A 15088-nucleotide genomic window follows, 5' to 3' on the forward strand; every position below is an offset into this window, starting at 1 on the left:
GCTCTCATGCGCCCAAGAACGGCAGCGCACGCACCAATCTAATTGGCGCATCGGCAGGCCGCCAGCGCACCTGCGGCGACGGCATGGACGGATCGACCTTCAGGTCAGGCGGCAACGCCAGTGGCCGATGGCGAATGCGGCATGGGCGTCGTGGCGAGGTCACTGCGCGTCGCGCACTGCAGCCGCGAGGGCCGATGTTCAACGCGCATCAATCGATGAGAAAGCAGCAATTATCAACATCGACCATCTGGACCAGAATCGAGTGCCTCAGGTGTCAGACGTCCATGCATACCTATCGTGGAGGGCGATTTATGCACAGTTCCAGCGGTGAGGCAACGCAACAGTCCAAACTCGGGATGGTGCTGAGGGTGACCTCGGGCAACTTCCTCGAGCAGTTCGACTTCTTCCTGTTCGGCTTTTACGCAACGCAGATCGCCGCGGCCTTCTTCCCGGCGAGCAACGAATTCGCGTCCCTGATGATGACCTTCGCCGTGTTTGGCGCGGGCTTTCTGATGCGGCCGCTGGGTGCGGTGATCCTGGGTGCCTACATCGACGATGTCGGGCGCCGCAAAGGCCTGATCGTCACCTTGGCGATCATGGCCAGCGGTACCGTGCTGATCGTGCTGGTGCCAGGCTACGCCAGCATCGGCTTGTGGGCCCCGGCCCTGGTGCTGCTCGGGCGCTTGCTGCAGGGCTTTTCGGCCGGCGCGGAAATGGGCGGCGTGTCGGTGTATCTGGCCGAGATGGCGACACCGGGCCGGCGCGGCTTCTATGCCAGTTGGCAATCGGCCAGCCAGCAGCTTGCCATCGTCGCGGCGGCCGCGATCGGGTTTGCGCTCAACCAGCTGATGGCGCCGCAGGATCTGGCGCAATGGGGCTGGCGGATTCCGTTCGGCATCGGTTGCGTCATCATCCCTTTCATCTTCTTGCTGCGGCGAAGCCTGGAAGAGACTGCCGAATTTGCGCAGCGCCGGCAGCCGGTCACGATGAAGCAGGTGATGCGCGGGCTGGCGAACAATGCCGGCATCGTGATTGCCGGCGGCTTGATGGTCGCGCTGACGACGACCGCGTTCTATCTGATCACCGTGTACGCACCGACGTTCGGCAAGACCGTGCTCAAACTCAGCACCGGCGATGCATTGATCGTGACGCTGCTGGTGGGCGTGTCCAATTTCATCTGGCTGCCGATCGGCGGCGCGCTCAGCGACCGCTTCGGCCGCAAGCCGCTGCTGGTGACCATGGCGGTGGTGTGCATCGCGACGGCCTATCCGGTGCTCGCGTTGCTTGCGGCCGCGCCGAGCTTTACGCATATGTTGCAGGCGCTGCTGTGGCTGTCCTTCATCTACGGCCTCTACAACGGCGCCATGATCCCGGCGCTCACCGAACGGATGCCAGCGCATGTGCGGGTAGCAGGATTTTCGCTCGCCTACAGCCTGGCAACCGCGGTGTTTGGCGGTTTTACGCCGGTGATCTCCACCTGGCTGATCCATGTCACCGGCGACAAGGCGGCGCCCGGCTATTGGCTGGTCTTCGCGTCGGCGTGCGCGCTGGGGGCCACGCTGTTTCTGTATCGCCGCCAAGGCAATCCAGCGACGGCGACCGGCCTGGATGCTGCGGCAGGAGCGACGAAATGATGCGGAGCAGGTGGAAAAAATGGTTGGCTGCGATCGTTGCAACGGTTCTGCTGTCCACAGCGGCGGGCGCACAGGAGTTGACCGTGATGACCTCCGGCGGTTTCACGGCCGCCTTCGATCGCCTGGCGCCGCAATACAGCAAGCAGACCGGGGTGAAGGTCACCACCCTGCTCGGTCCTTCGATGGGCGAAACGCCACAAGCCATTCCCAACCGGCTTGCACGCGGTGAGCATGCCGATGTGGTGATCATGGTCGGCAGCGCGCTGCAGACGCTGATCGACACAGGCGTGGTCGACCCGGCATCGCGGGTGGAACTGGCCGATTCCAGGATCGGCATGGTGGTGCGCAGCGGTGCACCCAAACCCAAGATCGACAGCGTCGAGCACTTCAAACAGACGCTGCTGCACGCCGATTCGGTGGCCTATTCCGACAGCGCCAGCGGCGTCTACATCGAAACCACGCTATTCAAAAAGTTGCAGATCGAAGGCCCGATGATGGCCAAGAGCAAGAAGATTCCGCGCACCCCGGTGGGCACGGTGGTGGCCGATGGCAGCTATCAGCTCGGCTTTCAGCAGGTGGCCGAGCTGCTTCCGGTGGCAGGCGTGGAGTTTGTCGGCAAGATCCCCGAACCGCTGCAGTCGATCACGCGCTATGCGGCAGGCGTTCCGGTCAACGCGGAGCATCCCGAGGCGGCCAAGCGCCTGCTTGCGTACCTGCAGTCGGGCGATGCGCAGGCGGTGGCGCGCGCGACCGGTCTGGACCCGGTGTCACCCTGAACGTGCGGGCATCCGTCGCACCAGTTCCGCCAGTTCCAGCGCGGTCGGTGTCAGCGTGCGTCCGCGACGTTTCAGCAGTCCCACGTTGCGCGACACCTCCGGTTCGACCAGCGGCACCGCCGCCAGCACCGGATGCGGGCCGGACGGCATGGCAATCGACGGCACGGCGGCAATACCGACGCCGGCCTCCACCAACCCCAGCAACGTGGTGACATGCCGGGTCTCGCAGATGCTCGGCTTGTCCGGCGTGAATGCAGCCAGCGCCCGATCCAGCACCAGCCGGTTGCCCGATGTCTTGTCCAGCGTGATGTAGTCGTAACCGTAGGCTTCCTGCCAGCTGACCTGCGCGCGCCCGGACAGCGGATGGTCCTGGCGGCAGGCAATCACATAGCGCTCCTGCAACAACGGTTCGAACTCCACCTCCGGCGCCAGGTTACCGCTGAAGCTGACCCCGAAATCCGCTTCGCCGGAGGCTACTGCCGCGCTGACATGACTGGCGCTGCCGTCGAACAGCCGGATGCGGATCTTGGGAAACAACTGATGCAGCCCGTGGATCGCCTGCGGCATGAAGTAGTACGCCGCAGACGGCACGCAGGCCACGGTCACCGTGCCCACCCTGCTGGACCCTGCATCGCCGATGCTCATCAGCGCCATGTCCAGATCGTCGAGCATGCGCTCGACCTGCGGCATGAACGCCTGGCCGACGGTGGTGAGCGTGACCTTGCGCGTGGTGCGCTCGAACAGTTTGACGTTCAACGCCGACTCGAGCTTGTCGATCCTGCGGCTGAGTGCCGGTTGCGTGATGCGGATGCGTTCGGCAGCGCGGCGAAAGCTGCCGTTTTCGGCAACCGCACGGAATGCCTGCAGATCGTTGAGGTCGAATTTGATGGTCACGGTGCCGCGGCTTCAGTGTTCGATGGCGGTCGCCATAGCATAGACGCTTGCCTGCGGTGCTGCGTCTGACGCCAAGAGAGCCGCTGCATTCGGGCGCAGTGCATGCATCGGCAGGGGAACAGCCATGACTAGCCGCGGCCATTCGGACGATCAGGCAAGGATGCCGGATAACCAGGCTCACGCTCGCCCCCCGCGCCGCGGCACAGTGGCTGGCAACACGCACCACGTCGCTACCGGGAGACATCACGCATGCATCAGCCACGCTCACTGGACCACTACCGCCTGCTCGGCCGCTCCGGCCTGCGCGTCTCGCCCCTGTCGCTGGGCACCATGACCTTCGGCGAAGCCTGGGGCTGGGGCGCAGATGCAGGCGAAGCCAAACGCATCTTCGACGCCTATGCCGACCGCGGCGGCAACTTCATCGACACCGCAGTGAACTACACCAACGGCGGCTCCGAACGCATCCTCGGCGAGTTGATCAAGGACCGACGCGAATGCTTCGTGCTGGCCACCAAATTCACCATGGCGCGCGATGCGGACAACATCAATTCCGGCGGCAATCATCGCCTGAACCTGATTCGCTCGGTTGAAACCAGCCTGCGCCAACTTGCCACCGACCGGATCGACCTGCTGTACCTGCACGCCTGGGACTTCACCACCGCACCGGACGAGGTGATGCGCGGGCTGGAGCATCTGGTGCAATCGGGCAAGGTGCTTTATCTGGGCATCTGCAATACGCCGGCCTGGCGCGTGGCGCAATTGCAGACCCTGGCCGACCTGCGCGGCTGGTCGCCGTTGGTGGCGCTGCAGATCGAGTACAGCCTGGTCGAACGCAGCGTCGAACACGAGCTGCTGCCGATGGCGCGCGAACTCGGCCTGGGCGTGTTGCCGTGGTCGCCGCTGGGCGGTGGCATCCTCACCGGCAAATACAGCCGCGCCGATCTGACCGACGACAATGCGGCAGAGGTGTCGAGCAGCCGCAAGGGCGTGATCGCCTCGACCGGGCATCTCAATGCACGCGCGCTGGAGATCGCCGATGTGGTCGGTGCGGTCGCCGATGAACTGGGCGCATCGCGCTCGCAGGTGGCGCTGGCCTGGACCTTGCGCAACCCGGCCGTCGTGTCGCCGGTGATGGGCGCACGCACCTTGCAGCAGGCCGAAGACAACTTCGGCGCGCTGGAGATCGTGCTCAGCGACGCGCATGTCGCGCGCCTGGACGCGGTCAGCGCAGTGCCGCCGATCTTTCCCGAACGCTTCATCGGCAGGCCGATGGCGCAGCAGTTGATCTACGGCACCCATCACGTGCAGCTGCGCACCTAACCACCACGGAGCAGCCATGACCAGACTCCCAACCATCACGGCAGCAGCGCTGCTTGTCGCCGCAGCGTTCGCAGGCAATGCCGGCGCGACATCCAAGGATGCTGCATCCACAGACACCTGCGCAGAGCAACTCGTGCCCATCTGCAACAAGCGCATCGTCGAAGCGGCCTTTGCGCAGTGGCGAAACGGGGGCAGCGGTATCTTCGAGACGCTGCTGTCGCCCGAGGTGGTGTGGACCATCGAAGGCTCCGGTCCGAGCGCCGGCACCTTGCGTGGTCGCGAGGTGTTGGTCGACGCCGCGGTGCGTCCGCTGAGCGAGCGCCTGGCCTCGCCACTGCGGCCGGTGCAGCAACGCATCTGGGCCGATGGCGAGCACGTCATCGTGCAGTGGGAAGGCGTGGCCACGCTGCGCGATGGCGGCAGCTATCGCAATCGCTACGCATGGATCATGCGGATGGCCGGTGGCAAGGCGGTCGAGGTCAACGCGTTCCTGGACCTGCCCGTCTACGACGCCGTGCTGCAGCGCGGTCGCAGCCAAATGCAACGCAGGGCCAGCCCATGAGCGACAGGCCGATGAAAGCCGCCATCGTGGTGGCGCTGGGCGCCGGCTCGGCGCTCGCCTGCCCGTTCGCGGCAGCTGCGCAACCGCCCACGGCACCCGCCACGATCGCGACCCAGCAACCAGGACATCCGATGCAAGCACACCCCTATCTCGGCATGTGGGTCACCGGCGACGGACGGATCCGGCAGGAACTCCTGCCGAACGGCCGCTACGACGAGGCCCGCGGCACGCGCCAAAGCGCCTACCAGGGCCGTTACGAAATCACCGGCACGCACATCGAATACTGGGACGACACCGGCTTCACCGCCGATGGCCACTTCGTTACCGACGACGAGCTGCATCATGGCGGCATGGTGTTCTATCGGCAGCCGCCGGCCTAGAGCCAATAGACACTGCGGCAGTCGCCATGCGGCTGGTGCTCGCTGCCGCATGTAGCTGCGCGTGCACCGAGGGTCCGAGTACGCAGTCCATGCTCACCTGACGACTGCGCGCTGCGTTTTGCCAGCCGCTCTTGATGCGCAGGCGCAATGCCTGCATGCGTTCTGCGGGATGTGTCATGCGGGCTGCAGACGGCAATGCGCGGCCACCCGTTGCGCAGGCTAGCTCAGCCCTCGCCTTCCGGCTCCAGCGCCTTGACCAACACCGCGGCCTGGGTGCGGCTGTAGCAGTCGAGCTTTTTCAGGATCGCGGTGACATGCACCTTGACGGTGTTCTCGGCCAGGCCCAGTTCGTGCGCGATCTGCTTGTTGAGCAGGCCATCGGCCAGGCTCAGCAGCACACGGAACTGTTGTGGCGTGAGCTGGGCGAGTTTGGAAGCCAGTTGTGCGTCGGCCTCCGAACGCTCGGCGGTCATCGGCGGGAACCAGGTGCCGCCTTCCAGCACGCTGGCCACCGCGGTGCCGATCGATTCGGCCGGCGTGGATTTGGGAATGAACCCGGCCGCGCCGAACTGCTGCGCACGCCGGATCACACGCGGATGATCGTTGGAGGAGATCACCACCACCGGAATGTCCGGGTGTTCGCCACGCACGTGCAACAACGCCGAAAAACCGCGTGCACCGGGCATGGCCAGATCCAGCAGCACCAGCTCGGCCTGCGGATGCGAACGCAGCATGGCACTCAGGGTGGCAGCGCTGGAGGCTTCCACCACGTTGGCCTGCGGCAGGGTCTGCTGCAGCACGTGGATGACGGCGGCGCGGAACAGCGGGTGGTCGTCGGCGACGAGAATGGTGAGATCAGCCATGCGCCAAGTCTGGCACAGCGCCGCCGCCGATGCCTTGCACTAGAGCGTGTCATGTACGTTGAGGTGAGTGCGAAGCGGAGGGTTGGCCGTCAGCGGCACGGAGCGGGTGCTGCGTGGCGCCGGCTTGGCTGGCGCGCCAAGACAAGCCAAGCGGTGGCCGCTCCACACCGCTGACGGCCAACGCATCTCATCTCAACGTGCATCACACGCTCTAACGCGGCGGCTGCGTGCTCGCCCGCCAGGCGTCCAGGAACTGGCGGCGTTTGAGCTTGTCCAGATATACCAGCAGACCGGGGCCGAGCGGGATCGGGCGGAACGGTGGCTGCGCCGAACCGCCGCGGCCACCGGCGGCCGGCAGGATCGGCATCAGCCGCGCCTCGCGCGACAGCACCTGCTGGCCGCGCGGCGAAAGCAGGTAGTCGAGAAACCGGCGCGCCTCCGGCGCATGCGGCGCCGTCTTGGGGATCACCGCCGTGCGCAGCGCCACCAGCGTGTAGTCCTGCGGCTGCACGATGCCCAGCGGCGCGCCCGCATCGATGCGGGCCTGCGCGTAGGAGCCAAGCACGTTGTAGGCCAGCAGGAGCTCGCCACGGCTGACCCGGTCGAGCAGGCTGCCGGTGCGCTCCTCCAATACCACCCGGTTGGCCCCCAGCGCCGCGAGCAGCGCGCCGGCGATACTGCCCACCTGGCCGTCCTGGGTCGCGAACAGATACCCCACGCCGCTGCGTTCGACATCGTAGGTGCCGACCTTGCCGCGCAGCGGTGCATCGGGCGCGCGCAACAACGCCAGCAACTGCCGGCGCGTGCGCGGCACGCGGGCGGCATCCAGCTTGCGCGTGTTGTAGACGATGGCCACAGGCTCGTAGCTGATGCCGAACACTTCATGGCGCCATTGCGCCCATGCCGGCAAGGCTTCGGTCTGTGCGGAGCGATGCGCCAACGCGTGGCCGTCGTTCACCAGTTTGGTCTGCAGATCCATGCTGGCGCTGATCAGCATGTCTGCAGCAGGTGCGCCATGACTTGGGTGCAGATAACGGTCATAGATGTCCCAGGCAATCACGTCTTCGTAGATCACCTCGGTGCCCGGATGCAGCCGCTGGTAATCCCGGATGACTGCCCCGAACACTTCCAGGTCGGTGGAGCCCTGCACGCGCAGCTGCACACGCACCGGGCCCTGTGCAGGAAAGCGCCGCACATCGCCGGCCGCCGCGCAGGCCAGGCCATGGACCAGCAGCAACAGCAGCATCCACATCGCCCGCATCACGCGTCTCCTCCGGGAAAATGCAGCGAGGCGATCAAGCCGCCACCGATGCGGTTGGACAGATCGATGCGCCCGCCATGCGCTTCCACCACGCGCTTGACGATGGCCAACCCCAGCCCGGCGCCGCCGGCCGGGGCATCCGCCCCCCGCACGAAACGCTCGAACACACGCTCGGCTTCGGCCGCCGGAATGCCCGGGCCATGATCGGCAATGGTCAGCACGTGGTGGTTGCCGTCGCTGGTGAGCGCCACCTGCAGCGGGGCACCGGCACCGGCACCGTATTTGCAGGCGTTGTCGATCAGGTTTTTCAGCGCCTCGCGGAGCAGCAAGGCATCGCCGCGCAGCAGCGCCGGTTTCGGGTCGATCGCCAGCTGCACGCGCGGTGCGCCTGGGCTGCGCGGCAGCGCTTCGTGCAGGGCCTGATGCAGTACATCGGCCAGATCCACGGTGGCAAAGCGCTGCAGGTTGGCACGGTGGATCACGCTGGCATCGCTGAGCAACTGATTGAGCAGCCGGCTCATATGGCTGGCGTTGCGCTCGATCGCCACCAGGCTGCGTTGCATCTCGTGCAGGTCATCGTCGTCCATCGCCAGCTGCGCCTGCGCGCGCAAGGCCGCCAGCGGTGTGCGCATCTGGTGCGCGGCTTCGGCCATGAAGGCGCGCAGGGTTTCGTTGCTGGACGATAGCCGCGCCATGAACCGGTTGAGCGCGGTCACCATCAACTGCATTTCCTGCGGCGCCGGCACGTTCAGCGGCTTGAGGTCGGAGGGTTCGCGCCGCGACAGATCGCGCTCGATGCGCTGCAGCGGCCGCAACGCGCGGTAGACACCCAGCCACACCAGGCCCAGCGCCAGCAGCGACAGCACGCCGATCGCCACCAAGGCGTTGAGCACCACATCGCGCGCCACCGCATCGCGTGCGCGCCGGGTCTGGCCCACCTGCACGCGCACCTCGCCCTGCCCCGAGGCCGACGCCACCCGATGCATCACCACCGCAAAGCGCACCGGCTCGCCGCTGTACTGCGCATCGAACAGCAGCGGCCGCTCGTCGCGGGGCGCACGCGGCGGCGGCGGCAGCGTGTCTTCGCCGGTAATGGTGCGGCCCTGCGCATCGAACACGCGATAGAACACGCGGTCTTCCGGCGCCATGCCGAGCAGATCCAGCGAGGCATACGGCAGATCCACCTGCCAGTCGCCGCCGACCAAGGCCACACTGTCGATGATCGACAGCGCCGAGGACACCAGCAGGTGATCGTAGGACCGATTGGCCGCCCGCTCGCCGTAATCGCGTGCGGCAAAGAACAGCACCACCGCACCCAGCAGCGACAGGCTGCCCAGGTACAGGAGCAAGGTGCGCCGGATCGACGGTGCCACCACTAGCGGCTCAGCCATCGGCGCCCGGCTCCACCGGCGCATGCGGGTCGGCTTCTTCGAGTTTGTAACCGGCACCGCGCACGGTGACGATACGCACCGGCGCGGCGGCCAGCTTGCGCCGCAGCCGGCCGACATACAGCTCGATCGCATTGGGGCCGGCGTCATCGTCGAAGCCGAACAAGCCGTTGCCGATCTCGTCCTTGCCAACCACCTGCCCGAGCCGTCCGATCAGGATCTCGAACAGGCGATATTCGCGATTGGGCAACTCGATCGGCACGCCATCCAGCAGCAGCGTGTGCGCGGCATTGTCGAAGACGAATCCGCCGATCTGCACCACCTCGCTGGCCTGCCCCCGGTTACGCCGCAGCAACACGCGGCAACGCGCTTCGAACTCACGAAAGTCGAACGGCTTGCCCAGATAATCGTCCGCGCCGACATCCAGTGCCTGCACGCGGTCTTCGATGCCATCGCGCGCGGTCAGCATCAGCACCGGCGTGGTATCGCCCCGCTCGCGCATGCCGGCCAGCACCCGCAGCCCATCGAGTTTGGGCAGACCGATATCCAGCACCACCAGATCGAAGCTCTGATACCGCAGCACGCTGGCCGCCGCCAACCCATCGGCCTGCCAATCCACCGCATGCCCGCTACGGCGCATGCGCCGCACGATGGCATCGGCGAGATCGGCATTGTCTTCGACCAGCAGAAGGCGCATGGGGCAGGGATTCGTGAATAGGGATTGGGGATTCGGAACAGCGGTTGGTCGCGGCCGGAAGGTAACAGGCCACGCGTACAAAAGCTCGCCGCTGTTGCAACTCTGCTTTTACGAATCCCAAATCCCGACTCCCCAATCCCCGCCCCCAAACGACAGGTCCATGACAGCTTCGCCGGACTAGGCTGCTGCCAACGCGCCGCGGCGGTGTGCGGTGCATTGCCAAACGTGATTCACACCTGTACCTGGGAGGGTCTGTGAGCAACGACACCTTGCGTTTGCGTGCCTTGGGCGCCTGCGCGGCGATCTGCCTGGCACCGGCGGCACATGCAGCCGACGAGGCCGGCCCGGTCACTGCCGAAGTGGGCGGGCGCGTGCATTGGGACTTCACCATGTTCGACAACGACGACCGTGGTGCACGCGAGCACAACGACACCCAGTTCCGCCGCGTGTGGCTGGACGTGTCCGGCAAGTTCTACGGTTTCAACTACAAGGCCGAGGCGGATTTCGCCGGCCTGCAATACGAGGCGGGCAGCCGCGGCATCCTGGCGCGCGATGTCTATATCTCCAGGAAGTTCTCGGCCGGTACGTTGACCGTTGGCCAATTCAAGCAGTACTTCTCGCTCGACGATCGCACCGGCTCCAACTACGGCCCGTTCCTGGAACGCGGCTACGCCTCGACCACGCTGGCGCCGATCTACCGCAAGGCCATTTCCTGGCAGACCAATCGCCCGGATGCAACCTGGTCCACGTCTGCATATAGCCTGGAAAGCATCGATAATTCTTCGACCAAGGGCGGTGCGCTCGGCACGCGCCTGACCTACGCGCCGGAGATGGGCCAGGCGCGCTTGCGCCACCTGGGTGTCTCGCTGGCGCACGAGCGCTATTCGCATCCGGGCAGTGGGGGCGCTTCATCGCTGCTGATCCGCCCACGTCCGGAAAACGATCTGGCCAACAATAGCCGCATCACCCTGGCGCGCTTTGCCGATGGCCGCGATACCGATTTCGACAAATGGTCGCTGGAATATGCCGAAGTGCTCGGCCCGTGGTCGTGGCAGAGCGAATTCAGCGGTGGCCTGCTCGACGATGGCGCGCAGCACGCCAAGGTGTTGGCCAGCTATGGGCTGGTCAGCTGGTTCGTCACCGGCGAATCGCGCGGGTACGACCGCAAGACCGGCCGCTTCAGCCGCATCGCCACGCCCAACCGCCCCTCCGGTGCGTTCGAGCTGGCATTGCGCTACGACTACATGCGTGGCGGCCAGCATCTGGACGGGCAGCCGGACTTCATCAACGCCAGCACGCAGTCGTGGACGCTGGGCGGCAACTGGTATTTCAAGCCGAACCTGCGCGTGATGCTCAACGTGATCGATAGCCACAACCGCGACCGCATCGCCAACGCAGTGGTCGACCACACGCTGGCGGTAACCGGCCGCTTTCAGTACGACTTCTGATGCGCAACTGCATCGTGTCGGCAATCAGAAACACCGACGTGCGCACGCTGTTCGCGCATAGCGGCGCAACGCGCCGCTACCGCGGCAGGCCCGCGCGCAGCGCCGCGCTTGCGCTAGCTCGCGTACGTCCAGCAGCAACCGCATACCTGCATCGTCGGCGCTGCGCACCCTGCGCAACGCTGAGCTCCACTCTCCCCCTGCCGTACGCCTCAAAGGATTCGCCCGCATGCTGACCGCGCTCGGTTTCGGAATGGTGATCACCTTCATGTACCTGATCATGAGCAAGCGGTTGTCGCCGCTGGTAGCTCTGATCACGGTGCCGATCGTGTTCGCGTTGTTGGGCGGCTTCGGCACCGGCATCAACGAGATGATGCTCGAAGGCATCAAGAAGATCGCGCCCACCGGCGTCATGCTGATGTTCGCCATCCTGTATTTCGGGGTGATGATCGATGCCGGGCTGTTCGATCCGCTGGTCGGCCGCATCCTGCGCCTGGTCAAGGGCGATCCGCTGAAGATCGTGATGGGCACGGCGATCCTGGCGCTGCTGATCTCGCTCGACGGCGACGGCTCCACCACCTACATGATCACCGTCTCTGCGATGTTGCCGCTGTACCAGCGCCTGGGCATGAACGCGCTCAACCTCACCTGCGTCACCATCCTGTCCAGCGGCGTGATGAACCTGACCCCGTGGGGCGGCCCCACCGCGCGTGCCGCTACCGCGCTGCATGTGGATCCGGCCGATGTGTTCGTGCCATTGGTGCCGGCCATGGTGTTGGCGATCGCCGGCATTCTCACGCTGGCCTGGTATCTGGGCATGCGCGAACGTCGCCGCCTGGGCGTGGTGCGCCTGCCGGCGGACGGCAAATGGCTGGACACCAGCATCCCCGAAGACAACGACGCCCTGCCGCGCGTGGAAGACACCGAAGACATGAAGCGGCCCAAGCTGCTGTGGGTGAACCTGATCCTGACCCTGGCGCTGATGGGCGCGCTGGTGGTGGGCGTGCTGCCGATGCCGGTGTTGTTCATGATCGGCTTTGCGCTGGCGCTGATGATCAACTACCCGAACCTCGCCGAACAGCGCCGCCGCCTGGTCAATCACGCCGGCAACGTGCTGTCGGTGGTGTCGCTGATTTTCGCTGCGGGCATCTTCACCGGCATCCTGTCCAACACCGGCATGGTCGAAGCGATGTCGCGCAGTTTTCTGGCCGTCATTCCCGACAGCTGGGGCCCGTATCTGGCGGTGATCACGGCGATCGTCAGCATGCCGTTCACGTTCTTCATGTCCAACGACGCCTTCTATTTCGGCGTGCTGCCGATCCTGTCCGAAGCCGCAGGCCATTACGGCATCACCCCGGTGGAAATGGCCCGCGCCTCGCTCGCCGGCCAGCCGGTGCACCTGCTCAGCCCCCTGGTGCCATCGACCTATCTGCTGGTCGGCCTGGCCAAGGTCGACTTCGCCGACCATCAACGCTTCACGCTCAAGTGGGCGGTGCTGATTTCGCTGTTGATGCTGGGCGGCGGGTTGTTGTTTGGCTTGTTTCCGCTAGCGCGTTGACCGCCGCCGGGAATGGGGAATCGGGAGTGGGGAATCGGTAGAGCAATGCTGCGCTCGCATTTCGATTCTCAACTTCCAATTTGAAAAAATCGAACTCGCAACAGTGGCTCCTGCTTTTCCGATTCCCCATTCCCCATTCCCCATTCCCAATTCCCCATTCCCCAACTCCGAAGGAGTGACACCCAATGACTCTCCGCATCGCATACGTCACCAGTGGCATGGGCAGTGTCGGTACCGCGATCTGCCAGAAACTGGCGCGCAGCGGGCACACCGTGGTTGCCGGTTGCGGGCCCAATTCGCCGCGCAAGGCGTCGTGGCTGCGCGAGCAGCGCGAGTTGGGCTTCGATTTCGTGGCATCCGAAGGCAATGCCGCCGATTGGGAATCCACCGTGGCTGCGTTCGCCAAGGTCAAGGCCGAAGTCGGCGAGATCGATGTGCTGGTCAACAATGCCGGCGGCAGCCGCGACACCTTGTTCCGGCAGATGAGCCGCGACGACTGGAATGCGGTGATCGCCAGCAACCTGCATTCGTTGTTCAACATCACCAAGCAGGTGGTCGATGGCATGACCTCGCGCGGCTGGGGGCGCATCGTCAATATCGGCTCGGTCAGCGCGCACAAGGGGCAGATCGGCCAGATCAATTTCGCCACCGCCAAGGCGGCGATGCATGGTTTCAGCCGTGCGTTGGCGCAAGAGGTCGCCTCGCGCGGGGTCACCGTCAACACCATCTCGCCCGGCTATATCGCCAGCGCCTCGATCAGCAGCTTTCCGCCGGATGTGCTCGATCGCCTGGCCACCTCGGTGCCGGTGCGCCGGCTCGGCAAACCGGCCGAAGTTGCCGGACTGTGCGCCTGGCTCGCCTCCGATGAGGCCGCCTATGTCACCGGCGCCGATTACGCGGTGAATGGCGGGCTCTACATGGGCTGAGCGAGCGCGCAAACGAGGCCCGTTGCGCTGTACGCACAACACGCTCTCGCCGCGCACCGCTGCATGTCTCGCTGCCCACCTGCCCCGCACGTCCGGCGCCCGATCTGCGGCAGCGCCCACAAGGCCAGCAGATCCGTGCGCGTGCGCGCCGCGCCCGCGCGTACAAGCAGCCGCCACCGTGCGAACAACCCGCCTCTAGTGCGAACTGATTACACTCTGGCTTTTCCGCAGCGCGCTGCCATGGCCAAACCTTCAGACCGCACCACGCTCACTGCCCGTCCGCAGATGGCCGACATCGCGCGCATGGCGGGCGTGTCCGAATCCACCGTGTCGCGGGCCCTGGCCGGCAGCCCGGTCGTGGCCGAACGCACGCGCGCCTACATCAAGCAGATTGCGGCCGATGCCGGCTACCAGGTCGACCCGGTGGCACGCAGCCTGCGCGCCAAACGCTCCAACACCGTGAGCGTGGCAGTGCCGATGATGCATGCGCTGGATCAGCCGCTTTCGGACCCGTTCCTGATGACCATGCTGGCGCTGCTGGCCGAAGAACTCACCGGACGCGGCTACAGCATGCTGCTCTCCAAACTGGACCGGCATCAGGATGGCTGGGTGGAACAACTCGCGCGCGGCAGCCGCTCCGACGGCGTCATCGTGCTGGGGCAAAGTTCCGAACACGCCGCGCTGGATGCAGCCGCACGCGACGGCCTGCCGATGGCGGTATGGGGCAGCCGCATCGATGGGCAGTCGTACATCAGCGTGGGCAGCGACAATTTCCAGGGCGGCGTGCTCGCCACCGACCATCTCATCGCCAGCGGCCGCCAGCGCATCGCCTTTCTGGGCGACGACCAATTGCCCGAGGTGGCACCGCGGTTTGCCGGCTATCGCCACGCGCTGGAGCGACACGGGCTGGAATTCGATACGCGGCTGCACGCGCGCAGCCATTTCGTCAGCGAAGATGCCTACCGCCTTACCCGCGCGATGCTCAAGAAAGCCGACCCGCCCGATGGCCTGTTCGCCGCCTCCGATGTCATCGCCGTGGGTGCAATCCGCGCCCTGGTCGAGGCCGGCCATCGCGTGCCGCAGGACATTTCGCTGGTGGGCTTTGACGACATCCCGCTGGCCGCCTACAGCCAACCGCCGTTGACCACCGTGCAGCAGGATCTGGGCCTGGCCGCGCGGCTGTTGGTAGACCGGCTGCTGGCGTTGATTGCAGGCGAGCAGGTGCAATCGGTTGAAATGCCGGTGAAGCTGGTGGTGCGCGAGTCGGCGTGAGGCGGAGATTCGGGATTCGGGATTGGGAGATACCAGACCGGCAACCCGCTTCCTTCTCCCGCCTGCGGGAAGTGCCCGAAGGGCGGATGAGGGCCGGCGGCCAGCCGATCCA

General features: G+C 65.7%; 14 protein-coding genes. 9 read left to right on the forward strand and 5 right to left on the reverse strand.

Features of this window, described 5'->3' with window-relative positions; translation table 11 throughout:
• The first annotated feature begins 284 nt into the window (after positions 1–284).
• Together tcuC and HLH45_RS00285 are read left to right on the forward strand one after the other, a co-directional pair.
• Complete coding sequence (gene tcuC / locus HLH45_RS00280) at positions 285–1634, forward strand: MFS transporter (RefSeq protein WP_014091012.1); 1350 nt, start codon at positions 285–287, stop codon at positions 1632–1634.
• A complete protein-coding gene (locus HLH45_RS00285) occupies positions 1631–2410 on the forward strand; it encodes a substrate-binding domain-containing protein (protein WP_033478774.1) in 780 nt (259 codons plus the stop codon). The genes tcuC and HLH45_RS00285 overlap by 4 nt, the downstream gene beginning before the upstream one ends.
• Here HLH45_RS00285 and HLH45_RS00290 read toward each other — a convergent pair.
• Positions 2402–3304: a LysR family transcriptional regulator gene (locus HLH45_RS00290; protein WP_008573661.1), complete on the reverse strand. Its 903-nt coding sequence runs from the start codon at positions 3302–3304 to the stop codon at positions 2402–2404. The genes HLH45_RS00285 and HLH45_RS00290 overlap by 9 nt on opposite strands.
• A 249-nt stretch (positions 3305–3553) precedes the next feature.
• On the opposite strand from HLH45_RS00290, the gene HLH45_RS00295 reads away from it, so the two are divergent.
• The 3 genes from HLH45_RS00295 to HLH45_RS00305 are packed head-to-tail and all read left to right on the forward strand — an operon-like array spanning position 3554 to position 5566.
• A complete protein-coding gene (locus tag HLH45_RS00295; RefSeq protein WP_008573659.1) occupies positions 3554–4624 on the forward strand; it encodes an aldo/keto reductase in 1071 nt (356 codons plus the stop codon).
• A gap of 16 nt (positions 4625–4640) precedes the next feature.
• Positions 4641–5186: a nuclear transport factor 2 family protein gene (locus HLH45_RS00300; RefSeq protein ID WP_008573657.1), complete on the forward strand. Its 546-nt coding sequence runs from the start codon at positions 4641–4643 to the stop codon at positions 5184–5186.
• 11 nt (positions 5187–5197) lie between these two features.
• Positions 5198–5566 (forward strand): Atu4866 domain-containing protein, encoded by a 369-nt coding sequence (locus HLH45_RS00305; protein WP_008573655.1) that lies wholly within the window; start codon positions 5198–5200, stop codon positions 5564–5566.
• 224 nt (positions 5567–5790) lie between these two features.
• On the opposite strand, the gene HLH45_RS00310 is transcribed toward HLH45_RS00305, so the two are convergent.
• The 4 genes from HLH45_RS00310 to HLH45_RS00325 all read right to left on the reverse strand — a co-directional run bounded on the left by HLH45_RS00310 (position 5791) and on the right by HLH45_RS00325 (position 9775).
• Entirely contained in the window at positions 5791–6429 is a 639-nt protein-coding gene (locus tag HLH45_RS00310; protein ID WP_003483405.1) for a response regulator, read from the reverse strand.
• Between the two features lie 211 nt (positions 6430–6640).
• Positions 6641–7690 carry an ABC transporter substrate-binding protein gene (locus HLH45_RS00315; protein ID WP_046932175.1) on the reverse strand — a complete coding sequence of 350 codons (1050 nt, stop codon included), beginning with the start codon at positions 7688–7690 and terminating at the stop codon, positions 6641–6643.
• Positions 7690–9081 (reverse strand): sensor histidine kinase, encoded by a 1392-nt coding sequence (locus HLH45_RS00320; protein ID WP_033478771.1) that lies wholly within the window; start codon positions 9079–9081, stop codon positions 7690–7692. The genes HLH45_RS00315 and HLH45_RS00320 overlap by 1 nt, the downstream gene beginning before the upstream one ends.
• On the reverse strand, positions 9074–9775 hold the full coding sequence (locus tag HLH45_RS00325; RefSeq protein ID WP_008573650.1) for a response regulator: 702 nt from the start codon (positions 9773–9775) through the stop codon (positions 9074–9076). Before HLH45_RS00325 ends, HLH45_RS00320 begins: the two co-directional genes overlap by 8 nt.
• 254 nt (positions 9776–10029) lie before the next feature.
• On the opposite strand from HLH45_RS00325, the gene HLH45_RS00330 reads away from it, so the two are divergent.
• From HLH45_RS00330 to HLH45_RS00345, 4 genes are all read left to right on the forward strand, one after another.
• Positions 10030–11223 (forward strand): OprO/OprP family phosphate-selective porin, encoded by a 1194-nt coding sequence (locus HLH45_RS00330; RefSeq protein WP_008573647.1) that lies wholly within the window; start codon positions 10030–10032, stop codon positions 11221–11223.
• A gap of 226 nt (positions 11224–11449) precedes the next feature.
• On the forward strand, positions 11450–12778 hold the full coding sequence (locus tag HLH45_RS00335; RefSeq protein WP_008573646.1) for a CitMHS family transporter: 1329 nt from the start codon (positions 11450–11452) through the stop codon (positions 12776–12778).
• A 185-nt stretch (positions 12779–12963) separates the two neighbouring features.
• The gene (phbB, locus tag HLH45_RS00340; RefSeq protein WP_005912059.1) at positions 12964–13704 is read left to right on the forward strand and encodes an acetoacetyl-CoA reductase; all 741 of its coding nucleotides are present in this window, start codon (positions 12964–12966) and stop codon (positions 13702–13704) included.
• A gap of 240 nt (positions 13705–13944) precedes the next feature.
• Positions 13945–14976: a LacI family DNA-binding transcriptional regulator gene (locus tag HLH45_RS00345; RefSeq protein ID WP_008573641.1), complete on the forward strand. Its 1032-nt coding sequence runs from the start codon at positions 13945–13947 to the stop codon at positions 14974–14976.
• Positions 14977–15088: the final 112 nt, after the last annotated feature.

This window comes from Xanthomonas euvesicatoria (assembly GCF_013112235.1).
Lineage (GTDB): Bacteria > Pseudomonadota > Gammaproteobacteria > Xanthomonadales > Xanthomonadaceae > Xanthomonas > Xanthomonas euvesicatoria.

Coding starts and splice junctions, on each gene's coding strand:
- HLH45_RS00315 (WP_046932175.1), bottom strand. CDS start 7,690: ATGCGGGCGATGTGGATGCTGCTGTTGCTGCTGGTCCATGGCCTGGCC.
- HLH45_RS00345 (WP_008573641.1), top strand. CDS start 13,945: ATGGCCAAACCTTCAGACCGCACCACGCTCACTGCCCGTCCGCAGATG.
- HLH45_RS00320 (WP_033478771.1), bottom strand. CDS start 9,081: ATGGCTGAGCCGCTAGTGGTGGCACCGTCGATCCGGCGCACCTTGCTC.
- tcuC (WP_014091012.1), top strand. CDS start 285: ATGCATACCTATCGTGGAGGGCGATTTATGCACAGTTCCAGCGGTGAG.
- HLH45_RS00300 (WP_008573657.1), top strand. CDS start 4,641: ATGACCAGACTCCCAACCATCACGGCAGCAGCGCTGCTTGTCGCCGCA.
- HLH45_RS00295 (WP_008573659.1), top strand. CDS start 3,554: ATGCATCAGCCACGCTCACTGGACCACTACCGCCTGCTCGGCCGCTCC.
- HLH45_RS00335 (WP_008573646.1), top strand. CDS start 11,450: ATGCTGACCGCGCTCGGTTTCGGAATGGTGATCACCTTCATGTACCTG.
- phbB (WP_005912059.1), top strand. CDS start 12,964: ATGACTCTCCGCATCGCATACGTCACCAGTGGCATGGGCAGTGTCGGT.
- HLH45_RS00310 (WP_003483405.1), bottom strand. CDS start 6,429: ATGGCTGATCTCACCATTCTCGTCGCCGACGACCACCCGCTGTTCCGC.
- HLH45_RS00325 (WP_008573650.1), bottom strand. CDS start 9,775: ATGCGCCTTCTGCTGGTCGAAGACAATGCCGATCTCGCCGATGCCATC.
- HLH45_RS00305 (WP_008573655.1), top strand. CDS start 5,198: ATGAAAGCCGCCATCGTGGTGGCGCTGGGCGCCGGCTCGGCGCTCGCC.
- HLH45_RS00285 (WP_033478774.1), top strand. CDS start 1,631: ATGATGCGGAGCAGGTGGAAAAAATGGTTGGCTGCGATCGTTGCAACG.